The organism is Qipengyuania qiaonensis, from assembly GCF_019711515.1.
Lineage (GTDB): Bacteria > Pseudomonadota > Alphaproteobacteria > Sphingomonadales > Sphingomonadaceae > Qipengyuania > Qipengyuania qiaonensis.
In genome coordinates, this window is the sequence record NZ_JAIGNO010000006.1 from 120,830 (window position 1) to 142,946 (window position 22,117).

General features: G+C 62.3%; 28 protein-coding genes. 11 read left to right on the plus strand and 17 right to left on the minus strand.

Features of this window, described 5'->3' with window-relative positions; genetic code table 11:
- Positions 1 to 6 precede the first annotated feature (6 nt).
- From K3174_RS11025 to K3174_RS11055, 7 genes are read right to left on the minus strand one after another with little or no spacing between them, the layout of a single operon-like run.
- Complete coding sequence (locus tag K3174_RS11025; RefSeq protein WP_221558327.1) at positions 7 to 465, minus strand: molybdenum cofactor biosynthesis protein MoaE; 459 nt, start codon at positions 463 to 465, stop codon at positions 7 to 9.
- 1 nt (position 466) lies between these two features.
- Positions 467 to 709 carry a MoaD/ThiS family protein gene (locus tag K3174_RS11030; RefSeq protein ID WP_221558328.1) on the minus strand — a complete coding sequence of 81 codons (243 nt, stop codon included), beginning with the start codon at positions 707 to 709 and terminating at the stop codon, positions 467 to 469.
- 3 nt (positions 710 to 712) lie between these two features.
- Positions 713 to 1,012 carry a Rossmann fold domain-containing protein gene (locus K3174_RS11035; protein ID WP_221558329.1) on the minus strand — a complete coding sequence of 100 codons (300 nt, stop codon included), beginning with the start codon at positions 1,010 to 1,012 and terminating at the stop codon, positions 713 to 715.
- Positions 1,009 to 1,383 (minus strand): dihydroneopterin aldolase, encoded by a 375-nt coding sequence (locus K3174_RS11040; protein ID WP_221558330.1) that lies wholly within the window; start codon positions 1,381 to 1,383, stop codon positions 1,009 to 1,011. Before K3174_RS11040 ends, K3174_RS11035 begins: the two co-directional genes overlap by 4 nt.
- Before the next feature lie 10 nt (positions 1,384 to 1,393).
- Entirely contained in the window at positions 1,394 to 2,284 is an 891-nt protein-coding gene (locus K3174_RS11045; protein ID WP_221558331.1) for an RsmD family RNA methyltransferase, read from the minus strand.
- Positions 2,284 to 3,675 (minus strand): threonine synthase, encoded by a 1,392-nt coding sequence (gene thrC, locus K3174_RS11050; RefSeq protein WP_221558332.1) that lies wholly within the window; start codon positions 3,673 to 3,675, stop codon positions 2,284 to 2,286. The genes K3174_RS11045 and thrC overlap by 1 nt, the downstream gene beginning before the upstream one ends.
- Positions 3,676 to 3,723: 48 nt before the next feature.
- Positions 3,724 to 4,026 (minus strand): ArsR/SmtB family transcription factor, encoded by a 303-nt coding sequence (locus K3174_RS11055; RefSeq protein ID WP_345719631.1) that lies wholly within the window; start codon positions 4,024 to 4,026, stop codon positions 3,724 to 3,726.
- A gap of 98 nt (positions 4,027 to 4,124) precedes the next feature.
- Between K3174_RS11055 and K3174_RS11060 the strand changes: the two genes are divergently transcribed.
- Positions 4,125 to 4,580 carry an SRPBCC family protein gene (locus K3174_RS11060; RefSeq protein ID WP_221558333.1) on the plus strand — a complete coding sequence of 152 codons (456 nt, stop codon included), beginning with the start codon at positions 4,125 to 4,127 and terminating at the stop codon, positions 4,578 to 4,580.
- 1 nt (position 4,581) lies between these two features.
- Here K3174_RS11060 and K3174_RS11065 read toward each other — a convergent pair whose 3' ends face one another.
- The 8 genes from K3174_RS11065 to coxB all read right to left on the minus strand — a co-directional run bounded on the left by K3174_RS11065 (position 4,582) and on the right by coxB (position 11,916).
- Complete coding sequence (locus K3174_RS11065) at positions 4,582 to 5,142, minus strand: SURF1 family cytochrome oxidase biogenesis protein (protein ID WP_221558334.1); 561 nt, start codon at positions 5,140 to 5,142, stop codon at positions 4,582 to 4,584.
- Positions 5,142 to 5,438 carry a DUF983 domain-containing protein gene (locus K3174_RS11070; RefSeq protein ID WP_345719632.1) on the minus strand — a complete coding sequence of 99 codons (297 nt, stop codon included), beginning with the start codon at positions 5,436 to 5,438 and terminating at the stop codon, positions 5,142 to 5,144. Before K3174_RS11070 ends, K3174_RS11065 begins: the two co-directional genes overlap by 1 nt.
- A 92-nt stretch (positions 5,439 to 5,530) precedes the next feature.
- Positions 5,531 to 6,352 (minus strand): cytochrome c oxidase subunit 3, encoded by an 822-nt coding sequence (locus tag K3174_RS11075; protein WP_221558336.1) that lies wholly within the window; start codon positions 6,350 to 6,352, stop codon positions 5,531 to 5,533.
- A gap of 66 nt (positions 6,353 to 6,418) precedes the next feature.
- Complete coding sequence (locus K3174_RS11080; RefSeq protein WP_221558337.1) at positions 6,419 to 6,991, minus strand: cytochrome c oxidase assembly protein; 573 nt, start codon at positions 6,989 to 6,991, stop codon at positions 6,419 to 6,421.
- A gap of 124 nt (positions 6,992 to 7,115) precedes the next feature.
- Positions 7,116 to 8,033 carry a heme o synthase gene (locus K3174_RS11085; protein ID WP_221558338.1) on the minus strand — a complete coding sequence of 306 codons (918 nt, stop codon included), beginning with the start codon at positions 8,031 to 8,033 and terminating at the stop codon, positions 7,116 to 7,118.
- A 23-nt stretch (positions 8,034 to 8,056) separates the two neighbouring features.
- On the minus strand, positions 8,057 to 9,016 hold the full coding sequence (locus K3174_RS11090) for an alpha/beta fold hydrolase (RefSeq protein WP_247712088.1): 960 nt from the start codon (positions 9,014 to 9,016) through the stop codon (positions 8,057 to 8,059).
- Positions 9,017 to 9,099: 83 nt separating this feature from the next.
- Positions 9,100 to 10,812, minus strand: a complete 1,713-nt coding sequence (gene ctaD, locus K3174_RS11095; protein ID WP_221558339.1) for a cytochrome c oxidase subunit I — start codon at positions 10,810 to 10,812, stop codon at positions 9,100 to 9,102.
- Between the two features lie 30 nt (positions 10,813 to 10,842).
- The gene (gene coxB / locus K3174_RS11100; RefSeq protein WP_247712089.1) at positions 10,843 to 11,916 is read right to left on the minus strand and encodes a cytochrome c oxidase subunit II; all 1,074 of its coding nucleotides are present in this window, start codon (positions 11,914 to 11,916) and stop codon (positions 10,843 to 10,845) included.
- 211 nt (positions 11,917 to 12,127) lie between these two features.
- Here coxB and pyrE point away from each other — a divergent pair, with 211 nt between their 5' ends.
- From pyrE to K3174_RS11150, 10 genes are all read left to right on the plus strand, one after another.
- On the plus strand, positions 12,128 to 12,709 hold the full coding sequence (gene pyrE / locus K3174_RS11105) for an orotate phosphoribosyltransferase (protein WP_221558340.1): 582 nt from the start codon (positions 12,128 to 12,130) through the stop codon (positions 12,707 to 12,709).
- Positions 12,706 to 13,104, plus strand: a complete 399-nt coding sequence (locus K3174_RS11110; RefSeq protein WP_221558341.1) for a VOC family protein — start codon at positions 12,706 to 12,708, stop codon at positions 13,102 to 13,104. The genes pyrE and K3174_RS11110 overlap by 4 nt, the downstream gene beginning before the upstream one ends.
- Positions 13,101 to 13,844 carry a pyridoxine 5'-phosphate synthase gene (locus K3174_RS11115; protein ID WP_221558342.1) on the plus strand — a complete coding sequence of 248 codons (744 nt, stop codon included), beginning with the start codon at positions 13,101 to 13,103 and terminating at the stop codon, positions 13,842 to 13,844. The genes K3174_RS11110 and K3174_RS11115 overlap by 4 nt, the downstream gene beginning before the upstream one ends.
- Positions 13,841 to 14,242: a holo-ACP synthase gene (acpS, locus tag K3174_RS11120; protein WP_221558343.1), complete on the plus strand. Its 402-nt coding sequence runs from the start codon at positions 13,841 to 13,843 to the stop codon at positions 14,240 to 14,242. The genes K3174_RS11115 and acpS overlap by 4 nt, the downstream gene beginning before the upstream one ends.
- The gene (gene lepB / locus K3174_RS11125) at positions 14,239 to 15,117 is read left to right on the plus strand and encodes a signal peptidase I (protein ID WP_345719633.1); all 879 of its coding nucleotides are present in this window, start codon (positions 14,239 to 14,241) and stop codon (positions 15,115 to 15,117) included. Before acpS ends, lepB begins: the two co-directional genes overlap by 4 nt.
- Positions 15,118 to 15,140: 23 nt before the next feature.
- Complete coding sequence (locus K3174_RS11130) at positions 15,141 to 16,253, plus strand: AI-2E family transporter (RefSeq protein WP_221558345.1); 1,113 nt, start codon at positions 15,141 to 15,143, stop codon at positions 16,251 to 16,253.
- Entirely contained in the window at positions 16,243 to 17,481 is a 1,239-nt protein-coding gene (locus K3174_RS11135) for a DUF3089 domain-containing protein (protein WP_221558346.1), read from the plus strand. The genes K3174_RS11130 and K3174_RS11135 overlap by 11 nt, the downstream gene beginning before the upstream one ends.
- Positions 17,457 to 17,945, plus strand: coding sequence for a Holliday junction resolvase RuvX (ruvX, locus tag K3174_RS11140; protein ID WP_221558347.1), 489 nt, complete (start codon positions 17,457 to 17,459; stop codon positions 17,943 to 17,945). Before K3174_RS11135 ends, ruvX begins: the two co-directional genes overlap by 25 nt.
- 67 nt (positions 17,946 to 18,012) lie before the next feature.
- Entirely contained in the window at positions 18,013 to 18,459 is a 447-nt protein-coding gene (locus tag K3174_RS11145; RefSeq protein WP_221558348.1) for a PaaI family thioesterase, read from the plus strand.
- A gap of 1 nt (position 18,460) precedes the next feature.
- Positions 18,461 to 18,874, plus strand: coding sequence for a PaaI family thioesterase (locus K3174_RS11150; RefSeq protein WP_221558349.1), 414 nt, complete (start codon positions 18,461 to 18,463; stop codon positions 18,872 to 18,874).
- Here the strand turns inward: K3174_RS11150 and K3174_RS11155 are convergent.
- Both K3174_RS11155 and cobS read right to left on the minus strand, forming a co-directional pair.
- Positions 18,871 to 21,060, minus strand: coding sequence for a transglycosylase domain-containing protein (locus K3174_RS11155; protein ID WP_221558350.1), 2,190 nt, complete (start codon positions 21,058 to 21,060; stop codon positions 18,871 to 18,873). The genes K3174_RS11150 and K3174_RS11155 overlap by 4 nt on opposite strands.
- Positions 21,061 to 21,109: 49 nt before the next feature.
- On the minus strand, positions 21,110 to 22,102 hold the full coding sequence (gene cobS / locus K3174_RS11160) for a cobaltochelatase subunit CobS (RefSeq protein ID WP_221558351.1): 993 nt from the start codon (positions 22,100 to 22,102) through the stop codon (positions 21,110 to 21,112).
- Positions 22,103 to 22,117: the final 15 nt, after the last annotated feature.

Consider the following 22,117-nt stretch of genomic DNA (forward strand, 5'->3'; position numbering starts at 1 on the left):
AGCCGGTTATTTCCATCGCGCGAGATCGGCATGGTCCTGCCCGCGGGGCTCGATCCAGTGCCAGCCATCGCTGCGTCTTTCACGCTTCCAGAACCACGCGGCCGATTTGAGGTGGTCCATCAGGAAATCCGCCGCCTCGAAAGCGTTGCGTCGATGCCGTGCTGCTGCCGCGACCAGTACGATGGTGTCTCCCGGCGTCATCGTACCAACCCGGTGCCAGACCAGCGCCCCATCGAGCGAAAAGCGTTCGAAAGCCTCTTCGGTCAATTCCCGCATACCGGGTAGCGTCAACGGCTCGTAATGCGCGAGCTCGAGCGCCTTCACGTCGCCTTCGGGGCGCACCTTGCCGAGAAAGGAGACGATCCCGCCCGCTTCGCCATGCGCCGCATTGAAAGCCGCCAGCGCCTCGCCGACCGACAGCCCCTGATCGAGCAATCGCACATCGCGCGGCGTCGAGAGGGTCATCCTAGCCACCGCTCACCGGTGGCAGCAACGCCACCTCGTCCCCATCCTGCGCGTGGAGCGCAGTCTTGTCGGCCAGCACCTTTCCGCCGCAAGCGACGTTCACGCGCGCTTCGCCAAGCTGCTCGGCAATGTCCGGGCCGACATGGTCGAGCAGCCCCGCCCAGTCGAGCGGAGCTGCGACTTCCCGTTCCGATCCTCCGGCAAGGTCGCTCAACGGGCCAAGGAAGAGGATGCGCACGCCCATCGCTCAGGTCTCCAGATACTGTCCGGTAATGCCGGGGGCATGGGCGAGATAAGTGTCCGTCGCATCGACCGCATCGCCCTCGCCCGCGACCATGTTGATTCGGCGCGGCGTGTGTTTGCGCGCGAGCCCGGCCACGATCGCGCGCCGCCACTCGCGGTGGGTATAATCGGCGGCGGGAAGCTGCAACATCACGTCCTCCCCCCTGACCAGCACGTCTTCGACATGCCCCAGCCAATGCTGGTGGAAGACGCCCGCAGCGGCAAGCGGGTCGTCGGGCAAACCGTCGACCATTATGCGCTTCATTCGCGCCGCTCGCGGTGAAGCGTGATGCCGATCTTCTCGTTCGCCTCGGCAATGGCGAGTTTGACGATCTTCACGGTGACTGCCTCGACGCGTTTATCCTGGAGGAACAGCGTTTCGCAGACATGATCGGCGACTGCTTCGATCAGCTTGAAATGCACGCCTTCGGGCAGAGCCTCCGAAGCCGCGAATTTCAGATCCATGTAGTTCTTGGAGTGGTCGAGCGAAGTGTCCGCCTCATAGCGGTGCAACGGCTTCATCCGCACCTGAATGGTAAAGCGCAGCGGCTGCGGGCGGCCGGTCTCTTCCGAATAGATGCCGGTGAGCACGTCGTGCTCGAATTCGGCCACTTCCAGGATCAGCGAATCGTTCATTGCGGGCGCTTTAGCGCGGATTGGACCAGCGCGCGAAGATCGCGGTCGGGAGCAGGCGGCCGGAACCGTCCTCCTGGACCGAGAGATCGCCATGCTCGATCCTGCCGGGAAGTCCGTCGAAGACTTCTTGGAGCAGCCCGCCCAGCGCGAGGCTGCTCATCCGCACGGCATAGACGGTGAGGAAGAGAAAGCGACTGTCGGCATCGAGCAACTGGCGACAATCGGACACGAGGCCGGGCAGGCCCTCTTCCAGCCGCCACACCTCGCCATCCGGCCCGCGCCCGAATTTGGGCGGGTCGAGAATGATACCGTCATAGCGCCGGCCCCGCCGAACTTCGCGCGCCGTGTATTTCATCGCATCTTCGACCAGCCAGCGGATCGGGCGATCGTCGAGCCCGGCCAGCGCCGCATTCTCGCGCGCCTGTGCGACCGACTTCTTGCTCGCATCCACATGGGTGACACGCCCGAAGCGGCTGAGCGCCTGCGTGCCGACGCCGGTATAGCCGAACAGGTTCATGGTCTCGGCATCGGTGACATCGCCGAGCTGTTCGCCCATCCACTTCCACACCGGGGCCATGTCGGGGAAGAAACCGAGATGGCGGAAGGGGGTGCACTGCGCAATGAAGCGCGCCTCGTCACCCCAGCCCAGTTCCCAGCCCTCGTCGGGAACCTCCTTGGAGTATTGCCAGCGGCCCCCGCCATCCTCGTCGCTGCCGGGGACGAATTCGCCATGCGCGTCCCATTCGGGCAGCCGGGGGGACCACATAGCCTGCGGTTCAGGGCGGACGAACCGGTAGGGCCCGTATTGCTCGAATTTGCGACCATTGCCGCTGTCGAGCAGGCGATAGGCATCCCAGCCTTCACCCACCATCAGCACCGGGTCGCGAACCAGTTCTGCCATCAGGCGGCGTGTCCCAGAATGTGTCCGCGCACCGCTTCGTAGGTTCCGGGTAGCTCGATAAAGGCTTCCTCGCGCGCGAAGAGATCGCCGACCCGCGCGGGCAAGGCTGGTCGCGAACCCGTGGCGCGTTCGACTGCATCAGGGAATTTTGCCGGGTGCGCCGTTGCCAGCGTAACCACCGGAACATCGGCGGGCAGCTGCACATTCCGTGCAGCGTGGAGGCCAATGGCGGTATGCGGATCGACGATCTCTGCGCATTCCTCGCAAGCCCAGCGCATGGCGCGCGCCATGTCGTCCTCGTCGACACGCATGCTGGTGAAGAGTGCGGCCGCCCCATCGCGCTGCGCATTGGTCAGTTGCATCGCCTTGCTAGTCTCGAAGCCACGCATTTGTTCTGCCAAAGCCGCTCCATCGCGGCCACCGACATCGAACAGCAGGCGTTCGAAATTGGAGCTGACCTGGATATCCATGCTCGGTGCGGAAGTCGGGGTGACCGTTCCGGTCGAATAATCGCCGTTCGATAATGCTCGGTGGAGGATGTCGTTGGTGTTCGTCGCCACAATCAAGCGCTCGATCGGCAGGCCCATGCGCGCCGCGACATGGCCCGCGAAGACATCACCGAAATTGCCGGTGGGGACGCTGAAGGCCAGTTTATGCTCAGGCCCACCCAGCTGCAGCGAGGCGGCGAAGTAGTAAACCACCTGCGCCATTAGCCGTGCCCAGTTGATCGAATTGACCGCGCCGATACGATGCTTCGCCGTGACGCTCTCGTCCGCGAATATCCGCTTCACCATCGCCTGCGCATCGTCGAACGACCCGTCGATGGCGATATTGTGGACATTGGGCGCACGAACCGTGGTCATCTGGCGGCGCTGGACATCGCTCACCCGGCCCTTGGGGTGGAGCATGAATATCTCGACCCGGTCCAGACCCGCCACCGCGTCGATAGCCGCGCTGCCCGTGTCCCCGCTGGTCGCGCCGACGATGGTCAGGCTGCCATCCTCGCGCGCGAGGAATTCCTCGAACAGCAGACCGAGCATTTGCAGCGCCACGTCCTTGAACGCCAGCGTCGGGCCATGGAACAGCTCAAGCAGCCATTGCCGCTCGTCGAGCTGAGTCAGCGGCGTCACGGCCGCATGGGCGAAGCGGCCATAGGCTTTATCGGTCAGCTCGCGCAGCCGCTCGGGCGTCAGGCATTCGCCGACAAAGGGTTGCATGATCCGCGCGGCGAGTTCGGCATACGGCAGACCGCGCATCGCGGCGATCTCGTCCGGAGAAAGCCGCGGCCATTTTTCGGGCACGTAGAGACCGCCATCGCTGGCGAGGCCGGCCAGCGTGACGCCGGCGAAATCGAGCGCGGGCGCGCTGCCACGGGTAGAGACATATTGCATCGTGTCCGGCGGTTAGCGGCGCGGCGGTTCCCGGGCAAGCAAGCGGGACTAGTCCGCTGCTAGCTTTTGCTTGTCATCCGCCGCTTCCAGCTCGGTCTTGAGCCGCGCAAGACCCCTGGCTGCGTGTGCCGCATGCGGACCGATCCAGCGATCGTGTATCGCCTGGATCGGCATGGCATCGAGGTGGTTGAACCGTTCGCGCCCTTTGCGCACCGGCACGACCAGCCCGGCCCTCTCGAGCACACGCAGATGCATCATCACCGTAGTGCGATCCAAATCTTCGAACGCGCCGCAGACCTGTTTGGTCGTCAGCGGTCGCGGCCGGAGCGCATCGCAGATCGCGCGCCGCACCGGATTGGCGAGTGCTTTGAAAACGGCGTCGAGTTCGGTATCGGTTGATATGTTATCTTTTTATAACATAATTGAACGCGACTCAAGAGGAGCTGTCCATGGAACTCAGGTTTCGCGTTTTCGCCCATATCTCGAAGCCGGTGCACGAGGTGTTCGAGGCGGTGGCCGATCCGGACAAGCTGTCCTGCTATTTCACCACCGGCGGTGCCGTCGGCCGGCTTGAAGAGGGAAAAACGGTCACGTGGGATTTCCATGATTTCCCCGGCACCTTCCCGGTCCATGTGATCGAGGTCGTCCCCGACGAAAGAATCGTCCTCGAATGGCAGGCGAACGAGCCCGATGCCGATTACAATGTCACGGTGACCATGACCTTCAAGCCGGTGGACGGAGAACCCGAACGGACGTTGGTCGAGATTGCCGAAGAGGGCTGGCGGGATACCGAGGCCGCGCTGAAGGGCAGCTATGGCAACTGCATGGGATGGAGCCAGATGCTTGCCGCTCTCAAAGCGTGGGTCGAATACGACATCAACCTGCGCGACGGGATGTACAAGTAGCTCAGCCGCTCTTCCGGCGCCGCAGCGCCAGAATGTAGATTACCAGCGCCGTCAGCGCGAAAAAGAACCACTGCCCGGCATAGGCAAGGTGATTGTTGGGAAGGTCGCGCGGATCGGGTGACGCAAGCATTTGAAGCCCTGCTATCTCATCCACCGCGACGAGCCTGCCGCCCGGAGCTATCGTTCCTCGCACCTCGCCCCCACTCCAATCGACAGGAGCAGGATTACGCGAAAAACCGAGGTCGACAATCGCACGGCCTCCATCTGCGAGGGTGCATGTCGCGCGCTGGGCCACGCCCTTTTCTCCGCGCAGGCTGGTTCCGGCCACGGTGGTGATGCCGTCGACTTGGACGCAGTCGATGTTGCTACGGCGATAGAGGACTTCCTCCAGCACGGCGGGATCGCGTGGATATTCTACGTTCTCCGATAGCGCCAGCGACCGTTCCGCTCGTGCTATCAGCGCTTCCTTTTCTTCCATCCGGCCGAGTTGCCAGATGCCAAGTGCGATCATGGTCGCGACTGCCGCCGCGACGAGAATAGTCGGCAGGATCGGAACGCGCATCAGATATCCCTGCTTCCCGCCTCGCGAGCGTCGTTGCGGTATTCGCTCGCCAGCAGCCAGGCTTTGGTTATCCGCAACCCCCCAAGTACGAGCGCGAAAGTCACCGGAATCCATATGAGGACGTGAACCCACCATGCCGGGACAAAGGAAAGCTCGACCCAAATTGCCAGAGCGACTGTGATTGTACCGACTGCCAGCGTGAGCAATGCGGCAGGTCCATCGCCGACATTGAAGCGCGAGTAACCCAGACCGCAGATGCCGCACCTTTCCGAGAATGCGAGCATACCGTCGAACATGGTCTTCGCCCCACAACGGGGACACAAACCGAGAAGGGCAGCCTCGGATAGACCGGGCTGCCCCTCGCGTGTTTCGGGATTTTCCGAAGACATCAGTGAGTGGCAGCGCCCCAGCCGCCCCAGACGTAGACGACGATAAACAGGAACAGCCACACGACGTCAACGAAGTGCCAGTACCATGCCGCCGCTTCGAATCCAAAATGCTGGCGCGGCGTGAAGTGGCCTTTGTAGGTACGGACGAGGCAGACGATCAGGAAGATCGTACCAACCAGAACGTGGAAGCCGTGGAAACCGGTCGCCATGTAAAAGGCCGAACTGTAGGTGTTGCCGCCGAAGGCAAACGGCGCGTGGAGATATTCATAGGCCTGAACAGCCGTGAAGATCGCCCCAAGGATAATCGTTAGCCACAGACCCTTCTTCAGACCCTCGCGATCGCCGTGGATCAGGCTGTGATGAGCCCAGGTCACCGTGGTGCCCGAGCAGAGCAGAATCAGCGTGTTGAGCAGCGGCAGACTGAACGGATCGATAACCGCTTCGATCGCCACGGGCGGAAACACGCCGCCGACGACTTCGGAAATCTCGCTGGGGAACAGCGCAAAGTCGAACCAGCTCCAGAACCAGCCGACGAAGAACATCACTTCCGAAGCGATAAACAGGATCATGCCGTAGCGCATGTGCAACTGGACGACCGGTGTGTGGTCGCCCCGCTCGGCTTCCTTCACGATGTTCGAAAACCACGCGAAGAAGGTCGCGATCAGGCCGGCGATGCCGAGACCAAGCACCAGATGCGCGCTGGCCATCTCGTGCATGAACAGCACCATGCCGCTGGTGAAGGTCAACGCCGAAATCGAGCCGATCAGCGGCCATACATCGGGTTCGAGGATGTGGTATTGGTGATTGACGTTGCCAGCCATTGTACTCGCGTCCTGGGTTTCGCTTTGCGGGTGCCCTTAATGCGCCAATGCGCGCGGGTCTAGGGGCTACTCGGCAGATTCCAGCGCCCGGTGAAAAGTATAGGAGAGCGTGATCTGTTCCACGCCGTCCATATTGGGATCGTCGAGCGCCTTGGGATCGACGTAATAGAGGACCGGCATACGCACTTCCTGACCCGGCTCCAGCACCTGTTCTGTGAAGCAGAAGCACTGGATCTTGTTGAAATACGCGCCGGCTTGTTCCGGCTCGACATTGAAAGTCGCCGTACCCGTAATCCGCTCGTCCGAATTGTTCTTGGCTAGATAGATAGCCATGTCGCGCTGGCCGATGGTCACCGTGTCGGTGACCTGTTCGGGGCGGAAACTCCATGGGACGTCACTTGCCGTCGTCCCGTCGAAACGGATCGATATAGTCCTGCCGCCTGCGCTCGCACCCAGACGTGCCGCGATTTCGGCGTCGCTCTCCGTCGCCCGCTGGGTGGTGCCGCCGAAACCGGTGACCTGGCAAAACAGCTGATATAGCGGAACCGCGGCATAGCCGAGGCCGAGCATCGCCAAGGCGCCGAGCAGGGCGAGCAACGCAGTGCGGTTCTTGCGGGATTCGAGTGTTGCAGTCGTCACATCAGCCCTCACATCCGCGCGATGGTGATTACGTAGAAAAGGACAGCAAAGAACAGCAGGATACCACCAAGCACGAGATTACGGCTCTTCTGGCGGCGTTTGAATTCGATTTCTTCTTCGGGGGTCATGCGATCCATCCCAGATTGGCGAATACCCGATCCGCGACCAGCGCCGCAAACAGGGCAAAAAGATAGACGATGCTGAAAGCGAACAGGCGCTTTTCAGGTCTCATCGTATCGTTTTCACCAGTCTGCCGAAAAGCGACCGGAAACGAAAGTGCAAGGAAGGCAAGCGTCAGCGCAAGCGCGGCAATACCGTAAACGTAGCTGGTCCCGCCAATAACCCAAGGCGCGGCCGCGATCGGCACGAGCAACACGGCATAGGCGAGAATCTGACGGCGGGTCGACGCTTCGCCCCTCACTACCGGCATCATCGGAATACCGACATTGGCGTAATCGGTCTTCACGAACAGCGCGAGCGCCCAGAAATGCGGAGGAGTCCACATGAAAATGATAAGAAACAACAGCACCGGCATCAGCGTGATATCGCCCGTGACGGCGACCCATCCGATCATGGGCGGAAAGGCTCCTGCCCCGCCTCCGATGACAATGTTCTGCGGCGTGCGCGGTTTCAGCCAGATCGTATAGACTACCGCGTAATAGATGATGGCAACGAACAGGATTACCGCAGAAAGCCAGTTTACCGCCAATCCCATGATCAGCACCGAGGCAACGGACACCAGCACGCCGAAATCGCGCGCATCGTTACGCTGCATGCGACCCGCCGGAATTGGCCGCTTCGACGTCCGTTTCATGCCGGCATCGAGATCGGCTTCCCACCATTGGTTGAGCACCGCCGAGCCACCCGCACCCATCGCAATGCAGAGTATCGCGGTAAAGCCGAGCACCGGATTGATGTGACCGGGCGCGGCTAGCAACCCGCATAGTCCGGTGAAGATCACAAGGCTCATCACGCGCGGTTTGGTCAGCGCGAAGAAATCGCGCCATTCCGCCGGGAGCTGGGTTGGAACGGTCTGGGTCATGGAATCGAGCGCCCTATAGGCGTTTAGAGGCGCTTTAGCCAGTCGATCAGGATACGGTTCACTTCTTCGGGCCGTTCCTGCTGCGTCCAGTGGCCCACGCCTTCGAGGATATGGCCTTCGGCCTTGGGGGCGAACATCTTCACCAGAGCCACGGGGTCCTCCACAGCCCCGAACAGGAAGGTCGCGGGATCACGCGTGCCGCCAATAAACAGTGCGGGCTGTTCGATGAGCTTGCCCGCCCAGCGCTGAAGCCATTCATAATCCGCTTCATGGTTGCGATAGCGATTGAGCGGGCCACGAAAGCCGGAAGATTCGAACTCGGCCTGGTAGAAATCGAGATCGTCTTCGGTAAGCCATGCCACCGGCTCCGGATCGGGTAGCCCCTTCAGGAAGGTGGCACCCAACGGCTTGTCCCAGTAACTGCCGGGCGGCACATCGCCGCTGATCGAATACATCATGCGCTGGACAAAATCGCGCGGATTCCCCTCGGCTTCGGCCTCGGCAACGCCGGGTTCCTGAAAATACTCCTGATAGAAAAACCGGCCTTGCGAGGTGAAATGCTCGCGAAAAACCTCGGTGAACGGTCGGCGGGGGACGCCGGCAAACGGCACCGAAAGTCCCGCGACCGCCCGGAAATGCTCCGGATTTGTGAGCGCCGAATTCCACACGATCGGAGCGCCCCAGTCATGGCCGATCAATATTGCCGGCTCATTCGGTGACAGCACCCCCTTCAGACCCACGAGATCGCCGACAATGCGCTCCATCGCATAGGCTTGGACAGCGTGGGGTTTGTCCGATCCGCCATAACCTCGCACATCGATCGCACAGGCGGTAAATCCAGCTGCGGCGATCGGTCCGATCTGAAGCCGCCAGCTATACCAGCTTTCGGGAAACCCGTGGACCAGAATGGCCAGCGGCCCATCACCCTTGATCGCACAACGCAGGCTTGCTTCACCGGTGTCGATGGTCCGCATTTCACGCATTGGGTTTCTCCCCTTGGAACAAGAAACGGCCGGTCCATCACCGGACCGGCCGCTCTTGCATGCCCAGCCTGTCGAGCGTGGACTTATGCCGGCTTGGGCTCGCTCATGTGATCGTGGGCCGTGTGGTGATCCTCGATCACCGGCAGCTGGCTGAACTGGTGGAACGGCGGCGGGCTCGACAGCGTCCATTCCAGCGTCGTCGCACCTTCACCCCAATAATTGTCTTCCGCCTTCCGGCCAGCCACGAAGGCATATACCAGGTTGGCGAAGAAGAAGATCATCGAACCGGCCATGATGATGTAACCGAACGAGCTGACCTCGTTCCAGTAGGTGTAAGCATCGGCGTAGTCCGGATAGCGGCGCGGCATGCCCTGCAGGCCGAGAAAGTGCTGCGGGAAGAAGATCACGTTCACGCCGATGAAGAAGCCCCAGAAATGCAGGTGAGCCAACAGCTCGCTGTGCATCTTGCCGCTCATCTTCGGGAACCAGTAATAGAAGCCCGCAAAGAGCGAGAAGACCGCACCCATCGACAACACGTAGTGGAAGTGCGCGACGACGAAGTAGGTATCGTGGACCACGTCGTCGATGCCGCCATTGGCGAGGTAAACCCCGGTCACGCCGCCAACGGTGAAAAGGAAGATCATGCCGATCGCCCAGACCATCGGACTCTTGAACTCGATCGAGCCGCCCCACATCGTCGCGATCCAGCTGAAGATCTTCACCCCGGTCGGCACCGCGATCACCATGGTCGCAGCGGTGAAGTACATCTTCGTGTTCACGTCGAGACCGACGGTGTACATGTGGTGTGCCCACACAACGAAGCCGACGACACCGATCGCGACCATGGCGTAAGCCATGCCGAGATAACCGAACACCGGCTTGCGGCTGAAGGTCGAGACGATCTGCGAGACCATGCCGAAGCCCGGCAGGATCATGATGTAGACTTCCGGGTGACCGAAGAACCAGAACAGGTGCTGATAGAGGATTGGATCACCGCCACCAGCGGGATCGAAGAAGGTGGTGCCGAAGTTGCGGTCGGTGATCAACATGGTGATCGCGGCCGCGAGAACTGGGAGGGCCAGTAGCAGCAGGAACGCGGTAACCAGCACCGACCACACGAACAGCGGCATCTTGTGCAGTGTCATGCCGGGCGCGCGCATGTTGAAGATGGTGGTGATGAAGTTGGTTGCACCGAGAATAGATCCCGCACCCGCGAGGTGGAGCGAGAAGATCGCGAAGTCGACCGCCGGCCCTTGGCTGCCGGTGGTCGAAAGCGGTGCATAGACCGTCCAGCCCGTACCTGCGCCCGGCCCCGTGCCGCCTGGCACGAAGAGCGAAAACAGCAGCGACACAAAACCAGCCACGGTCAGCCAGAAGCTGACATTATTCATACGCGGGAAGGCCATGTCCGGCGCACCGATCATCAGCGGCACGAACCAGTTGCCGAACCCGCCAATCATGGCCGGCATGACCATGAAGAAGACCATGATCAGACCGTGCGCGGTAATGAACACGTTCCACATGTGCAGGGCGGTATCGAAGTCGGACGTGCCACCCATGAATTCCGCCCAGAACTGCAAATGCTGGATGCCGGGCTCGGCTAGCTCCATCCGCATGATCCCGGAAATCGCACCGCCGACGATACCAGCGATGATGGCGAAGATCAGATAGAGCGTACCGATGTCCTTGTGGTTGGTGGACATGAACCAACGCGCGAAGAAGCCGGGCTTGTGGTCGGCATCGTGGTGCGCGTGGTCTTCGGTGTGGGCCTGGAAGCTGTCGGCGGTGGTAGCCATCGTGCTATACTCTCGAGCTAATCGTAAATCTTAGGCGGTCGGGGCGACGGGCGCGGCGCCAGCGCCCGGCGCACCGGGCTCCGCACTTTCGGGTTCCTGCGCCGGAGCGGCAGCAGGCTCTGCTTCCGCACCCTCTTCTTCGGCACCGGCGATGCTGCCGCCCTGCGCCAGGACCCAGGCGTTGTACTGATCCATCGGCAACGCCTCGATCGCGATCGGCATGTAGCCGTGGCGCGCGCCGCACAGTTCGGAACACTGACCGTAATACACCCCAGGCTCGTCGATGAAGAGCATCTTCTCGTTCAGACGGCCAGGTACGGCGTCGAGCTTGAACCACAGGCTCGGCACAGCGAAAGAGTGGATGACGTCGGCAGCCGTGGTCTGCAGACGGATCGGCACACCCGCGGGAACGACCATGCGATTGTCGACCGCAAGCTGATGCGGCTCGCCGCGCGCATCGGCCTCTTCCTTGGTCAGCATGTTCGAAACGACTTCGAAATCGCCATTGTCGGGATAGGCATATCCCCAATACCACTGGTAACCTATTGCCTTGACCGTGATCGCATCCTTCGGCGGCGATTTGTACTGCGCGCTCAACAGGCCGATCGAGGGAACGGCAATACCGAGCAGTACGAGTGCCGGGACCACCGTCCAGATCACTTCGATCAGCGTATTGTGGCTGGTCTTGGAAGGCACTGGATTGGCGCGGCGGTTATACTTCAGAATAACCCAGATGAAGAGCGCCAGAACGAAGGCGCTGATGATCGCCATCACCCAGACGAGACCGATATGGAGCGAGTTGGCCTGGTGACCGATCGGCGAGTATTGCTGCTGGACGTCCAGCCCGCCATCGACCGGCATACCCTTGCCCGGAGTCGGTTGCATGGGTGTGTAGGCACCGGCGCCGGGACCGACATCTTCGCTCGAAGCCTCCGCTGCATCAGCGGGGTCGAGCGCTTCAACCTGTTCTGCGGCAGGTGTTTCAGCAGGTGTTTCGGCAGCTTCCTGCGCCATCGCGCCCTGTGCGCCGAAAGCCAGCATAGCCGCCATCGCCAGGCTGGCGACAATCCGGTGGAACCCGTTGAGGGAGCCGAGAATTTTCATCGTCTTGGCACTCTTTCGTGTCGTGTCTCGTTCCGGGCCTGCCGATACAGCGCGAATCCCGCATGCACGGCGTAACGCGCCCCTGCGAGGGCCCAGTTGCGCCCGCCTATAGGCAGGGATTGCGCTTGCCTCAAGCGGGTGGCGGATAAAAATCTGCCAGGCGCTTTGCCTCTTGCGCAATTGGGCACAAGAGGCTTTGGACCCCAGCACCATGACCGACGAAGAAATTCTCTCCGAATTCCGTGCCAGCGAAGCTCTGTTGGAAGGCCATTTCAAACTGTCCAGCGGACGACACAGCGGGCACTATCTCCAATGTGCCCGCGTGCTGATGAATGCGGAGCGCGCCGGAAGGCTGGCTTTCGCCCTCACCCAGAAAATTCCACGGGACATTCGCAGCCGGATCGATGTGGTGGTAAGCCCCGCAATGGGTGGGATCATCATTGGCCAGGAGATGGGCCGCGCGCTGGGCAAGGATGCAATGTTTCTCGAGCGGCCGGACGGCACCTTCCACTTGCGCCGCGGCTTCAGGCTCGAACCGGGTACCAAGGTACTGATGGTGGAAGACGTTGTGACGACGGGTCTCTCCAGCCGCGAGGCGATCGCGGCGATCGGTCGCGAAGGCGGCGAAGTGATCGCCGAAGTCGCGCTGGTCGACCGTTCGAGCGGCGCGGCGGACCTCGGCGTGCCCTTCTTCCCGCTCGTCGACATCAATTTCCCCACATACGCGGAAGACGAGCTCCCTGCCGAGCTCGCGGCTGTCGAATTGACCAAACCGGGGAGCCGTCAGGGGTGATCCCCGTTTTCCACCTGTCCTTTCCGGTCCGCGATCTCGACGAAGCGATCGCATTCTACACCGTCACCCTGAGAGCAAGCCTGGGACGACGCGAGCCTGAATGGGCCGATATCGGTCTATTCGGGGCGCAGGTGACGTTGCAACTCGCGCCCGAGCACGTGTTATCGCCAATGCCGCGGACGCGTCATTTCGGCGCTACCGTCGCCTGGGACGAGTGGGAGGTATTGACCAAAGGCCTCTCCGACTTCGTCGAGTCCCCGACCGTTGGCCATGTCGGCACCGAGCGCGAGCAGGCCAAGGCGATGATCAGCGACCCAAGCGGCAATCTCATCGAGATCAAGGCCTACCGCAATCCTGCCCTAGTGCTTCCATTGCTCGATGGAGCTGCATCATGAAGGGCCGCCTGCGCCTCGGGGTGAATATCGACCATGTCGCGACTATTCGTAATGCGCGCGGTGGGGATCATCCCGATCCTGTGCGGGCGGCGGAAATCGTGGCCCAAGTGGGCGGGGACGGCATCACCGCGCATCTGCGCGAAGATCGTCGCCATATCCGCGATGCCGACCTGGAACGGATCCAGAAAGCGACCGACCTGCCGCTCAACCTCGAAATGGCGGCGACAGAGGAGATGCTTGCGATCGCGCTCGCACACAAGCCGCACGCCGCCTGCATCGTGCCCGAAAAGCGCGAGGAACGCACGACCGAGGGCGGGCTGGATGCCGCCGGCCTGCACAACCAGCTTGCCCCTATCGTCACCCGGCTGAGCGATGCGGGCATCCGCGTGTCGTTATTCATAGAGGCGCATGAGCGCCAATTGGAAGCCGCGCAACGTCTGCGTGCGCCGGTGGTGGAGTTTCATACCGGCGAATATGCACATGCCGGGCTCGACGGCGACAGCGAGCGCGAAGCGCGCGAGATCGACCGGATTTCGACCATGTCGAAGCTGGCACGCGAGTTGGGTATCGAGCCGCATGCCGGGCATGGTCTGACCTACGAGAACGTGAAGCCCATCGCCGCCATTCCCGAACTGGCCGAACTCAATATCGGTCACTATCTCGTCGGCGAGGCGGTGTTCGTCGGGCTCGAAGTCGCCGTCCGCCGGATGCGCGACCTTATGGACGAGGCAAGAAGATGATCATCGGCCTGGGCTCCGACCTCTGCAATATCGAGCGCATCCAGAATTCGCTCGATCGCTTCGGCGAGCGGTTCGAGAATCGCGTGTTTACCGATATCGAACGCGCCAAGGCGCGCCGCCGCCCCTTCACTATCGCTGGCACCTACGCCAAGCGTTTCGCCGCCAAGGAAGCTTTCTCCAAGGCGGTTGGCACGGGTTTTCGGCGCGGCGTTTTCATGAAGGATATCGGCGTAGTGAACGCGAAATCCGGCGCGCCCACCCTCGCCCTAACCGGTGGCGCTGCAATCGTGCTTGCGGAAATGGTGCCGGAAGGCCATGAGGCCCGCATTCATCTCACCCTCACCGACGATCACCCATGGGCGCAGGCCTACGTCATCATCGAGGCCATACCCAAGTGACCACCGGCGCACCGGCAGTGAACGACACCACCAAGAAAAAGAAATCCGACGAAAAGGTCGACTGGATCGCGGAAATCCGCGGCCTCGCCCTCATGCTGTTGGCGGTCTTCGCTTTTCACAGCTTCATCGCCAAGCCGTTCTATATCCCGTCGGAATCGATGATGCCCAACCTGCTGGTCGGTGACCGGCTGGTGGTGAGCAAATATCCCTATGGCTGGAACTGGTCCTCGATCAGTTTCCATCTCGCCCCGCGCAGCGATTGGCGCCTGTTCGGATCGACCCCCGAATATGGCGATATCGTCATCCCTGTCCATCCCGAGCGCGACGAGGATTACATCAAGCGTGTCGTCGCATTGCCCGGCGACCTCATCGCCGTGCGCAACGGCCAGATCATCCTCAACGGCAATCCGGTCGAACAGAAGGTCGAGCCGGCTATCGACCTGCCCTTCGATGCCAATTCGCGATGCGACGGGTTCGGTTTCGACGATTTCCGCGCCACCGAGAACGGCAAGCGTGTCTGCCGCGTGCCCGTGATGCGCGAAACGCTGCCCAATGGGGCGACCTATCTTATCATCGATCACCAGGATCAGGACCTCGACAACTTTCCCGAGATCACGGTTCCCGAAGATCATGTCTTCGTGATGGGCGACAATCGGGACCATTCCGCCGACAGTCGCGAGCTCAACAACTCGCGTGGGCTGCTCGGCCCCGTGCCGCTCGAGAATATCGGCGGACGGGCCGAATTCATCACCTTCTCGCTTGACGGCACGACGTCGCTCAACCCAATCAGCTGGTGGACCAGCCTGCGCGAAGGACGCGCATGGTCGACGCTGCGTCCCGCCGTTGCGGAACGAAAACCCGCCCCCGAACGCTAAAGGCAGAAACTAAGGGGGCGCGCATGGCCGACAAGCTGCAGGAAATCCACGACCAGGATCTCGGCACCAGCCCTTCACGCATCAACGATCCCCGCATCCGCCACGAAGTATCGCGAGCGATGGTCTGGGTCGCGGTGGTCGGGACGGTGGCGCTTGCCGTGTGGATCGCCCGGCCGCTGCTGGTGATCTTCGGCGCCATGGTCTTCGCGTCGATGATCGATGGTGGCGCGCGCCTGCTGGGACGGGTCCTGGGTATCGCACGGGCGTGGCGTGTGGCGATCGTCCTTGTCGCCACGGTCGGCTTTTTTGCCTGGCTCGGCTATTTCGCCGGATCGACGATTTCGCAGGAAGCGGCGCAATTCCCGGCGATCATCGAACGTCAGGTGGGCGAGTTGTTCGCCTGGGCGCGCGCGCAGGGCTTCCAGATCGAACAATCGCAGCTTCAGAACTATCTCGGCAATATCGGCAGCGGCATCAGCACGGTCACGCGCGCGCTCGGCGGCATTCTGGGAGGTTTGGCGACAGTCTTGCTGATCGTCGTGATCGGCATTTATGTCGCGGTCGATCCGCAGCTCTACGAGCGCGGCGTCGCCTGGATGCTACCCCGCGAAAAGCGCAGCCGCTTCTATGTGACCGCCGCACGTATGGGCCAGACCATGCGGCGACTGATGGCGGGACGACTGCTTGGCATGGCCGTCGAGGCGGTGTTCACATATGTCATGCTGGCCTTGGCGGCACCGTTGTTCGGGATCGGTCCCGTGCCCATGGCCGCTTTGCTGGCGATACTGACCGGCCTGCTCGCCTTCGTCCCCAATCTCGGAGCGATCATCTCGGGCGCGCTGATGGTGCTGGTGGGTTTTTCCGGCGGGGTGGAGATGGGAATCTACACCATTGCAGTCTATTTCTTCGTCCAGAATTTCGACGGCTACATCGTCATCCCGATGATCGCCAAGAAGACGGTCGATCTGGCCCCGGCGCTGGTGCTCGCATTCCAGCTGATCATGGGGATCCTGTTCGGCATACTTGGCCTTTTTCTGGCTGATCCGCTGCTGGCGATGATCAAGGTCGCGCTCGAACGCCGTGCCGAACAGGTCAACGAGAGCCAAATCGAAGAGGTTGCCAAGAATGGTGCGTAAGTTTCTTTATTTCATAGCTGTCTGCATAGTTCTGGTCATCGTCGGCGCTATCGCCCTTTCGATCTGGTCGCGCCAAGCGACCGAAATCGCTTTCGTTCCGCGCGGCGAGTTCGTCGAGCAGGAGCCCTTCGCGGCCAATGCCTATCAGGACCCGAACATGTGGTATTCCCGCCCGGGCCTCGGCACCGGCGACCCGTCGCGCTACCAACCCGCCATCGCAGAAACCACGCCCGATCCGGCCGAGCGTGAGCCGTCCCCCGAAGCGCCCGCGGCCGAGCAGAGTCTCGATGCCGGCAACCCGCTGGAAACCACCGACTCCGTCACCGGCGAGGCTGCCGATCCGCAGACCCTGCCCGATTTCGCGGTCTTTTTCGTTCCGCCCACAAGCTACATCCAGGCCGGCGGGGACTGGAATGCCACGATCGAGGACGCGAACACCAACAATCGTGCCCGGATGTTTCTCAAGGGCCTGGCGAGTCCCTTCAACCGGGCGGACGAATTGTGGGCGCCCAAATACCGTCAGGCGGCGGCAGGTGCCTTCCTGACCGACAAGCCGGAAGCGCAGCGGGCAATCGACGCCGCCTATGCCGACGTGGCCCAAGCGTTCGACTATTTCCTCGGCAGCGTGGACGAGGAAAAGCCGATCGTTCTGGCAGGGCACAGCCAGGGTGCCTCGCACATCCTGCGCCTGTTGCGGGAGAAAGTCGCGGGAACACCGCTCGAAGCGCGGATCGCGGCGGTCTACGCTCCGGGCTGGCCGGTTTCCGTCGAACACGATCTCCCGGCACTGCCCTTCCCCGCCTGCGCATCTGCCGGGCAAGCGCAATGCCTGCTCGCCTGGTCGGCCTTTTCCGACGACGGCGATGCCGATCTGATCATGCGCCGCTACGAAGCCACCGTCGGCTATGACGGCCAGCCCCGCGGCAATGGCCCGATCCTGTGCGTCAATCCGTTGACCGGCGCGACCGGCGGCGAGGCACCTGCCAGCGCCAACCTGGGTACACTGGTTCCAGACGAAACCCTGTCGAAGGGCGAACTGGTGTCGGGCGCGGTTCCTGCCCGGTGCGGGGAAAACGGCCTGCTCTATATCAGCGATCCGCCCGAGCTTGGCGAAGGCGTGCTGCCGGGCGGCAATTACCACGTCTACGATATTCCCCTGTTCTGGAAGAACCTGCAGGAAGACGTCATCGCGCGGGTGAAGGCATGGACGACGGCACAGGCTTCGTAACAGACAACGCGCTGTCCTACGGCGACGCGCTGCCCGAAAGCGGCGCCTTGCTCGGGCTCGATCTCGGCACCAAGACGATCGGCGTCGCGACCTGCGATGCCGGGTGGCGTTATGCCACCGCCGGCAAGACAATCGCACGCAGCAAATTCACCAGGGATTGCGCGGCGTTGCGCGCGATAGTGACGGACCGCTCGATCAAGGGTGCGGTGATCGGTCTGCCTCGCAATATGGACGGCACGGAAGGCCCGCGCGCGCAGGCCAGCCGCGCCTATGCGAAAAATCTCGCCAAGGCGCTGGAACTGCCGGTGCTGCTGTGGGACGAACGCTGGTCGACCTCCAGCGCCGAGGCGGCGATGATCGGGCAGGACATGAGCCGTGCCAAACGCGCCGAAAAGATCGACAGCCATGCCGCTGCGGTCATCCTCCAGGGCGCGATCGACGCACTGGCCGGAGGCGGATTCTAGTCGGGACCGCTTCGGTGAGAGAATGGGCCTGTCAACTTCCTTGCCGCCCCGCTATCGCCTGCCGACAATGAGCGAACAGCTACGCAAATTCGATCCGGCGCAGGCCACCGCGTTCTTCGCCGGGCGCGGTCATTCGGGATGGCTCGGGCTTCGCTATTCGGACCATGGCGACGACTGGGTCGAACTCGAACTGCCCTGGCGCGAGGACCTGCTGGGCGAAGACGGGCAGCGCGTGCTGGCCTCCGGGCCGATCCTCAGCCTGATGGACATGGCCAGCGGCATGGCGATCTGGCGCGCGATGGACGAATTCACCGCCATCGCCACACTCGACCTGCGGGTCGACTATGTCCGCCCCGCACGCGAAGGCGCCAGCGTGTTCGGACGCTCCCAATGCTACCGCATCACCCGCAGCGCGGCGTTCGTGCGCGGACTGGCGCATGACGGCGATTCCGGCGATCCGGTGGCGCATATCCAGGCGGTCTTCATGAAGATCGCTCCGACGGGGAGGCTCTGAGATGACGGACATACCCGAAATCGAAGCGCTCACGCCCTACGCCCGTTCGCTCGGCATAGCGCTCGACCGCTGGGAAGACGGCGCACCGATCATGGCCGTTTCCTTCGACGAGACGGTGGAAGGCCGTCCCGACCATTATCACGGTGGCGCAACCGGCGGGTTGCTCGAAACGGCCGGTTACGCCGCGTTGCGCGCCGAACTCGCGCGGCAGGAACGTGTGGCACTGCTCAAGCCGATCAATATCACCGTCCAATATCTCGCTGCGGGCAAGAGCCGGACCAGCTATGCGCTGGGGCGGATCACGAAGCTCGGCCGACGCAGTGCCAATATCACCGTCGAAGCCTGGCAGGACGACCGCAGCCGCCCGATCGCAACCGCAGTGATGAACGTGCTGATGGCGGAGCCTTCCGCCTAGTTGGTTTCTTCTTCCAATGCGCGTTCCTCGCGCCGGGCGCGGGCTTCGAACCGGCGCTCGTCCACGCGGCGACGGGCCTCCTCGATCGCCTCTTCGTCGACCGCAAAGCCCTGGTCACCCACGCTGACATCTATCGGAATACCGTCGATCTCGGTCGAGAATACCGCTTCGCCATCGCGGATGCGCAGGCGGGAATTACCGTCGCCGATGGGAATATCGCCGAGATCGGGCACATCCAGCGGCTCGATCGGCGTGCCGGGATCCGATTGTTCGAGCGGCTTCGGCTGGGCGGGTACGGCCCTGACATTCATCGCCCGATTCATGAAATCGCGCCAGATGCGGGCGGGCAAGCCGCCACCACTGATACCGCCCTGAAGCGGCGAATTGTCGTCGTTCCCGACCCACACACCGACCACCAGATCGCCAGCATAGCCTACGAACAGCGCATCGCGATTGTCCTGCGTCGTGCCCGTCTTGCCGAAATTCGGTCCCGACAGCATGGCCGCGCGGCCGGTGCCGTTATTGATGGCCGAACGCAGCATGCTCTCCATCTCACCATGGGTCGAGGACGAGAAGCTCGACGGCCCGTCCCACAGCTTCCGGAAAAAGCCACGCTCCGGACGCGCGAAAGCGTGTGGTTCGACCGGGTATTCGTTGGCCGCGATGGCAGCGTAGGCAGAGGTCAGTTCGAGCAGCGACATGGTTGAGGTGCCCAGCGCGAGGCTGGGATCGCCCTCGGCCATCGGCGAAGCCACACCGAGATCGCGGGCAGTCGCGATCACCTTTTCGCTCCCCACTTCGCCCAGCAGGCGGACGGCCGCGACATTGCTCGATTGCGCGAACGCCTCTTCCAGCGTCAGGCTTTCCGAATAACGCCCGCGCGAATTTTTGGGGCGATAGCTACCCTCGACGATCTCCGTATTGGCAATCCGGTCCCCGGGGCTCCAGCCGGCCCGCAATGCGGCGAGATAGACGAACAGCTTGAAGGTCGATCCCGGCTGACGCTTCGCTTGCGTCACCCGGTTGAACGGCGACTTCTCGTAATCCTTGCCGCCGATCATCGCGACCACTTCGCCATTGCGGCGCATGGCGACGAGCGCGACCTGTGCCCCGCCTAGCGGCGCGCCCTGCGTCACCTGCCGGGCAATGTTCTGCAAGCGACTGTCGAGCGTGGTGGTCAATGTCTGGCGGGCATAGCCCTGCTCGGTAAACTCGCGCGCTTCGGGCAGTGCCCAGTCGGCAAAATACGTGCCGGTCGGCAGGTCGTTGCGAGTCCGCACGTCGAGCGCGGGCGGTCTCATGCCGCGCGCCTCCGCCTCGGTAATGTAGCCTGCATCGACCATGGATTGCACCACGATCCGCATACGCCTTTCCGCCCGGTCGTAATGCTTCGTCGGCGCATAGGCGCTGGGTGCCTGCAACAGCCCGGCCAGCATCGCCGCCTGATTGGGCTTCAGATTTTCCGGCTTGCGATAGAAATAGTGCAGGCTCGCCGCGCGCAACCCATAAACATTGTCGCCGAAATAGGCGTTCGACAAATAGCGGCTGAGGATCTCGTCCTTGGTCAGCCAGCTTTCCAGCCAGAATGCGATCAGCGCCTCGCGTGCCTTGCGTGTCAGCGTGCGTTCGGGCGTGAGAAACGTAAACTTGGCGAGCTGCTGGGTGATCGTGCTGCCTCCGCCCGTACCGGTAAAGGCAGCGCGCGCGATGCCGCGCGGGTCGACGCCCCAATGCGAATAGAACCGCCGGTCCTCGGTCGCCAGGAACGCTTCGATCACATGCGGCGGGAGCTGCGAAACCTCGACCGGCTCGTCGGTTATCGCCCCGTTGCGCGCGATCGGCGTACCGTCAGCGGCAAGGAGGGTGATCTGCGGCGCGGCAATAGGTTCAAGCGATTTCGATAGCGGCGCTGTGACCGCCAGCCAGGCGACAAGGAGGATGAACAGGCCGATGACCGCGGCTATGACCCGCGCGATCCACCAGCGCTTGCGGCGGCCCAGCCAGTAATCGCGCTGCCACCAGCGTTGGCGCCGCTTCTCCTCCGCATCGAGAACCGAATCGAGCTTGTCGAGGCGGCTGTCCCAATCGTCGTAATCCAGCGCATCGTGCGTCGCATAATATCCGCGATGCGAAGGATACTCCGCATGCGGTTCGGGCTTGCGCCGAAAGGAATCGAATACGCCCATCGCCTACTGTGTTAACGAAACAACACAGCCATTGATAGGGGGTTCAAGCTTAACTCTTGCCAACTACGCTTTCCGGCAAGTCCTCGCCGAATACCCGCTGATAGTATTCGGCCACCAGCATGCGCTCTTCCTCGTCGCATTTGTTGAGGAAGCTGAGGCGGAACGCCAGGCCGACATTCTTGAAAATCGCCGCATTCTCCGCCCAGGTGATGACCGTGCGCGGGCTCATGACGGTGGAGATATCGCCATTGATGAAGCCCTGCCGCGAAAGATCGGCGACCTTGATCATGTCGGCAATCAGCTTGGCATCGGTCTCGGGGTTCTTCGCCTCGACGATCTTCTGTTCGGTCTCGGCGGGCAGATAGTTGAGCGCGACGACGATGTTCCAGCGGTCCATCTGGCCCTGGTTGATCTGCTGCGTGCCGTGATAGAGGCCCGACGTATCGCCGAGGCCGACCGTATTGGCGGTCGCAAACAGGCGAAAGTTCGCATCCGGGCGGATCACGCGGTTCTGGTCGAGCAGGGTCAGCTTGCCCTGCTGTTCCAGCACGCGCTGGATCACGAACATCACGTCCGGGCGGCCGGCATCGTATTCGTCGAACACCAGCGCCACCGGGTGCTGCAATGCCCAGGGCAGCAGGCCTTCGCGGAATTCGGTGACCTGCAGCCCGTCGCGCAGCACGATCGCATCGCGCCCGACCAGGTCGATCCGGCTGATATGCGCATCGAGGTTGATGCGGATGCAGGGCCAGTTGAGACGCGCGGCGACCTGTTCGATATGGGTCGACTTGCCGGTGCCGTGATAGCCCTGCACCATCACGCGGCGGTCATGCGCGAAGCCGGCGAGGATCGCCAGCGTGGTGTCCGCATCGAACACATAGGCTTCGTCGAGATCCGGAGTACGGGCGTCCGGTTTCGAAAAGGCGGGCACCTGCCAGTCGATATCGATCCCGAATGTCTCGCGTACGTCGACGGTGGTGTCGGGCGTGGTGAGTACGGTCTTGGCCGCGGCGTCGAAGGTCTTGTCGGTCATGTCGTTCATCTCGGTGGGCGGGTT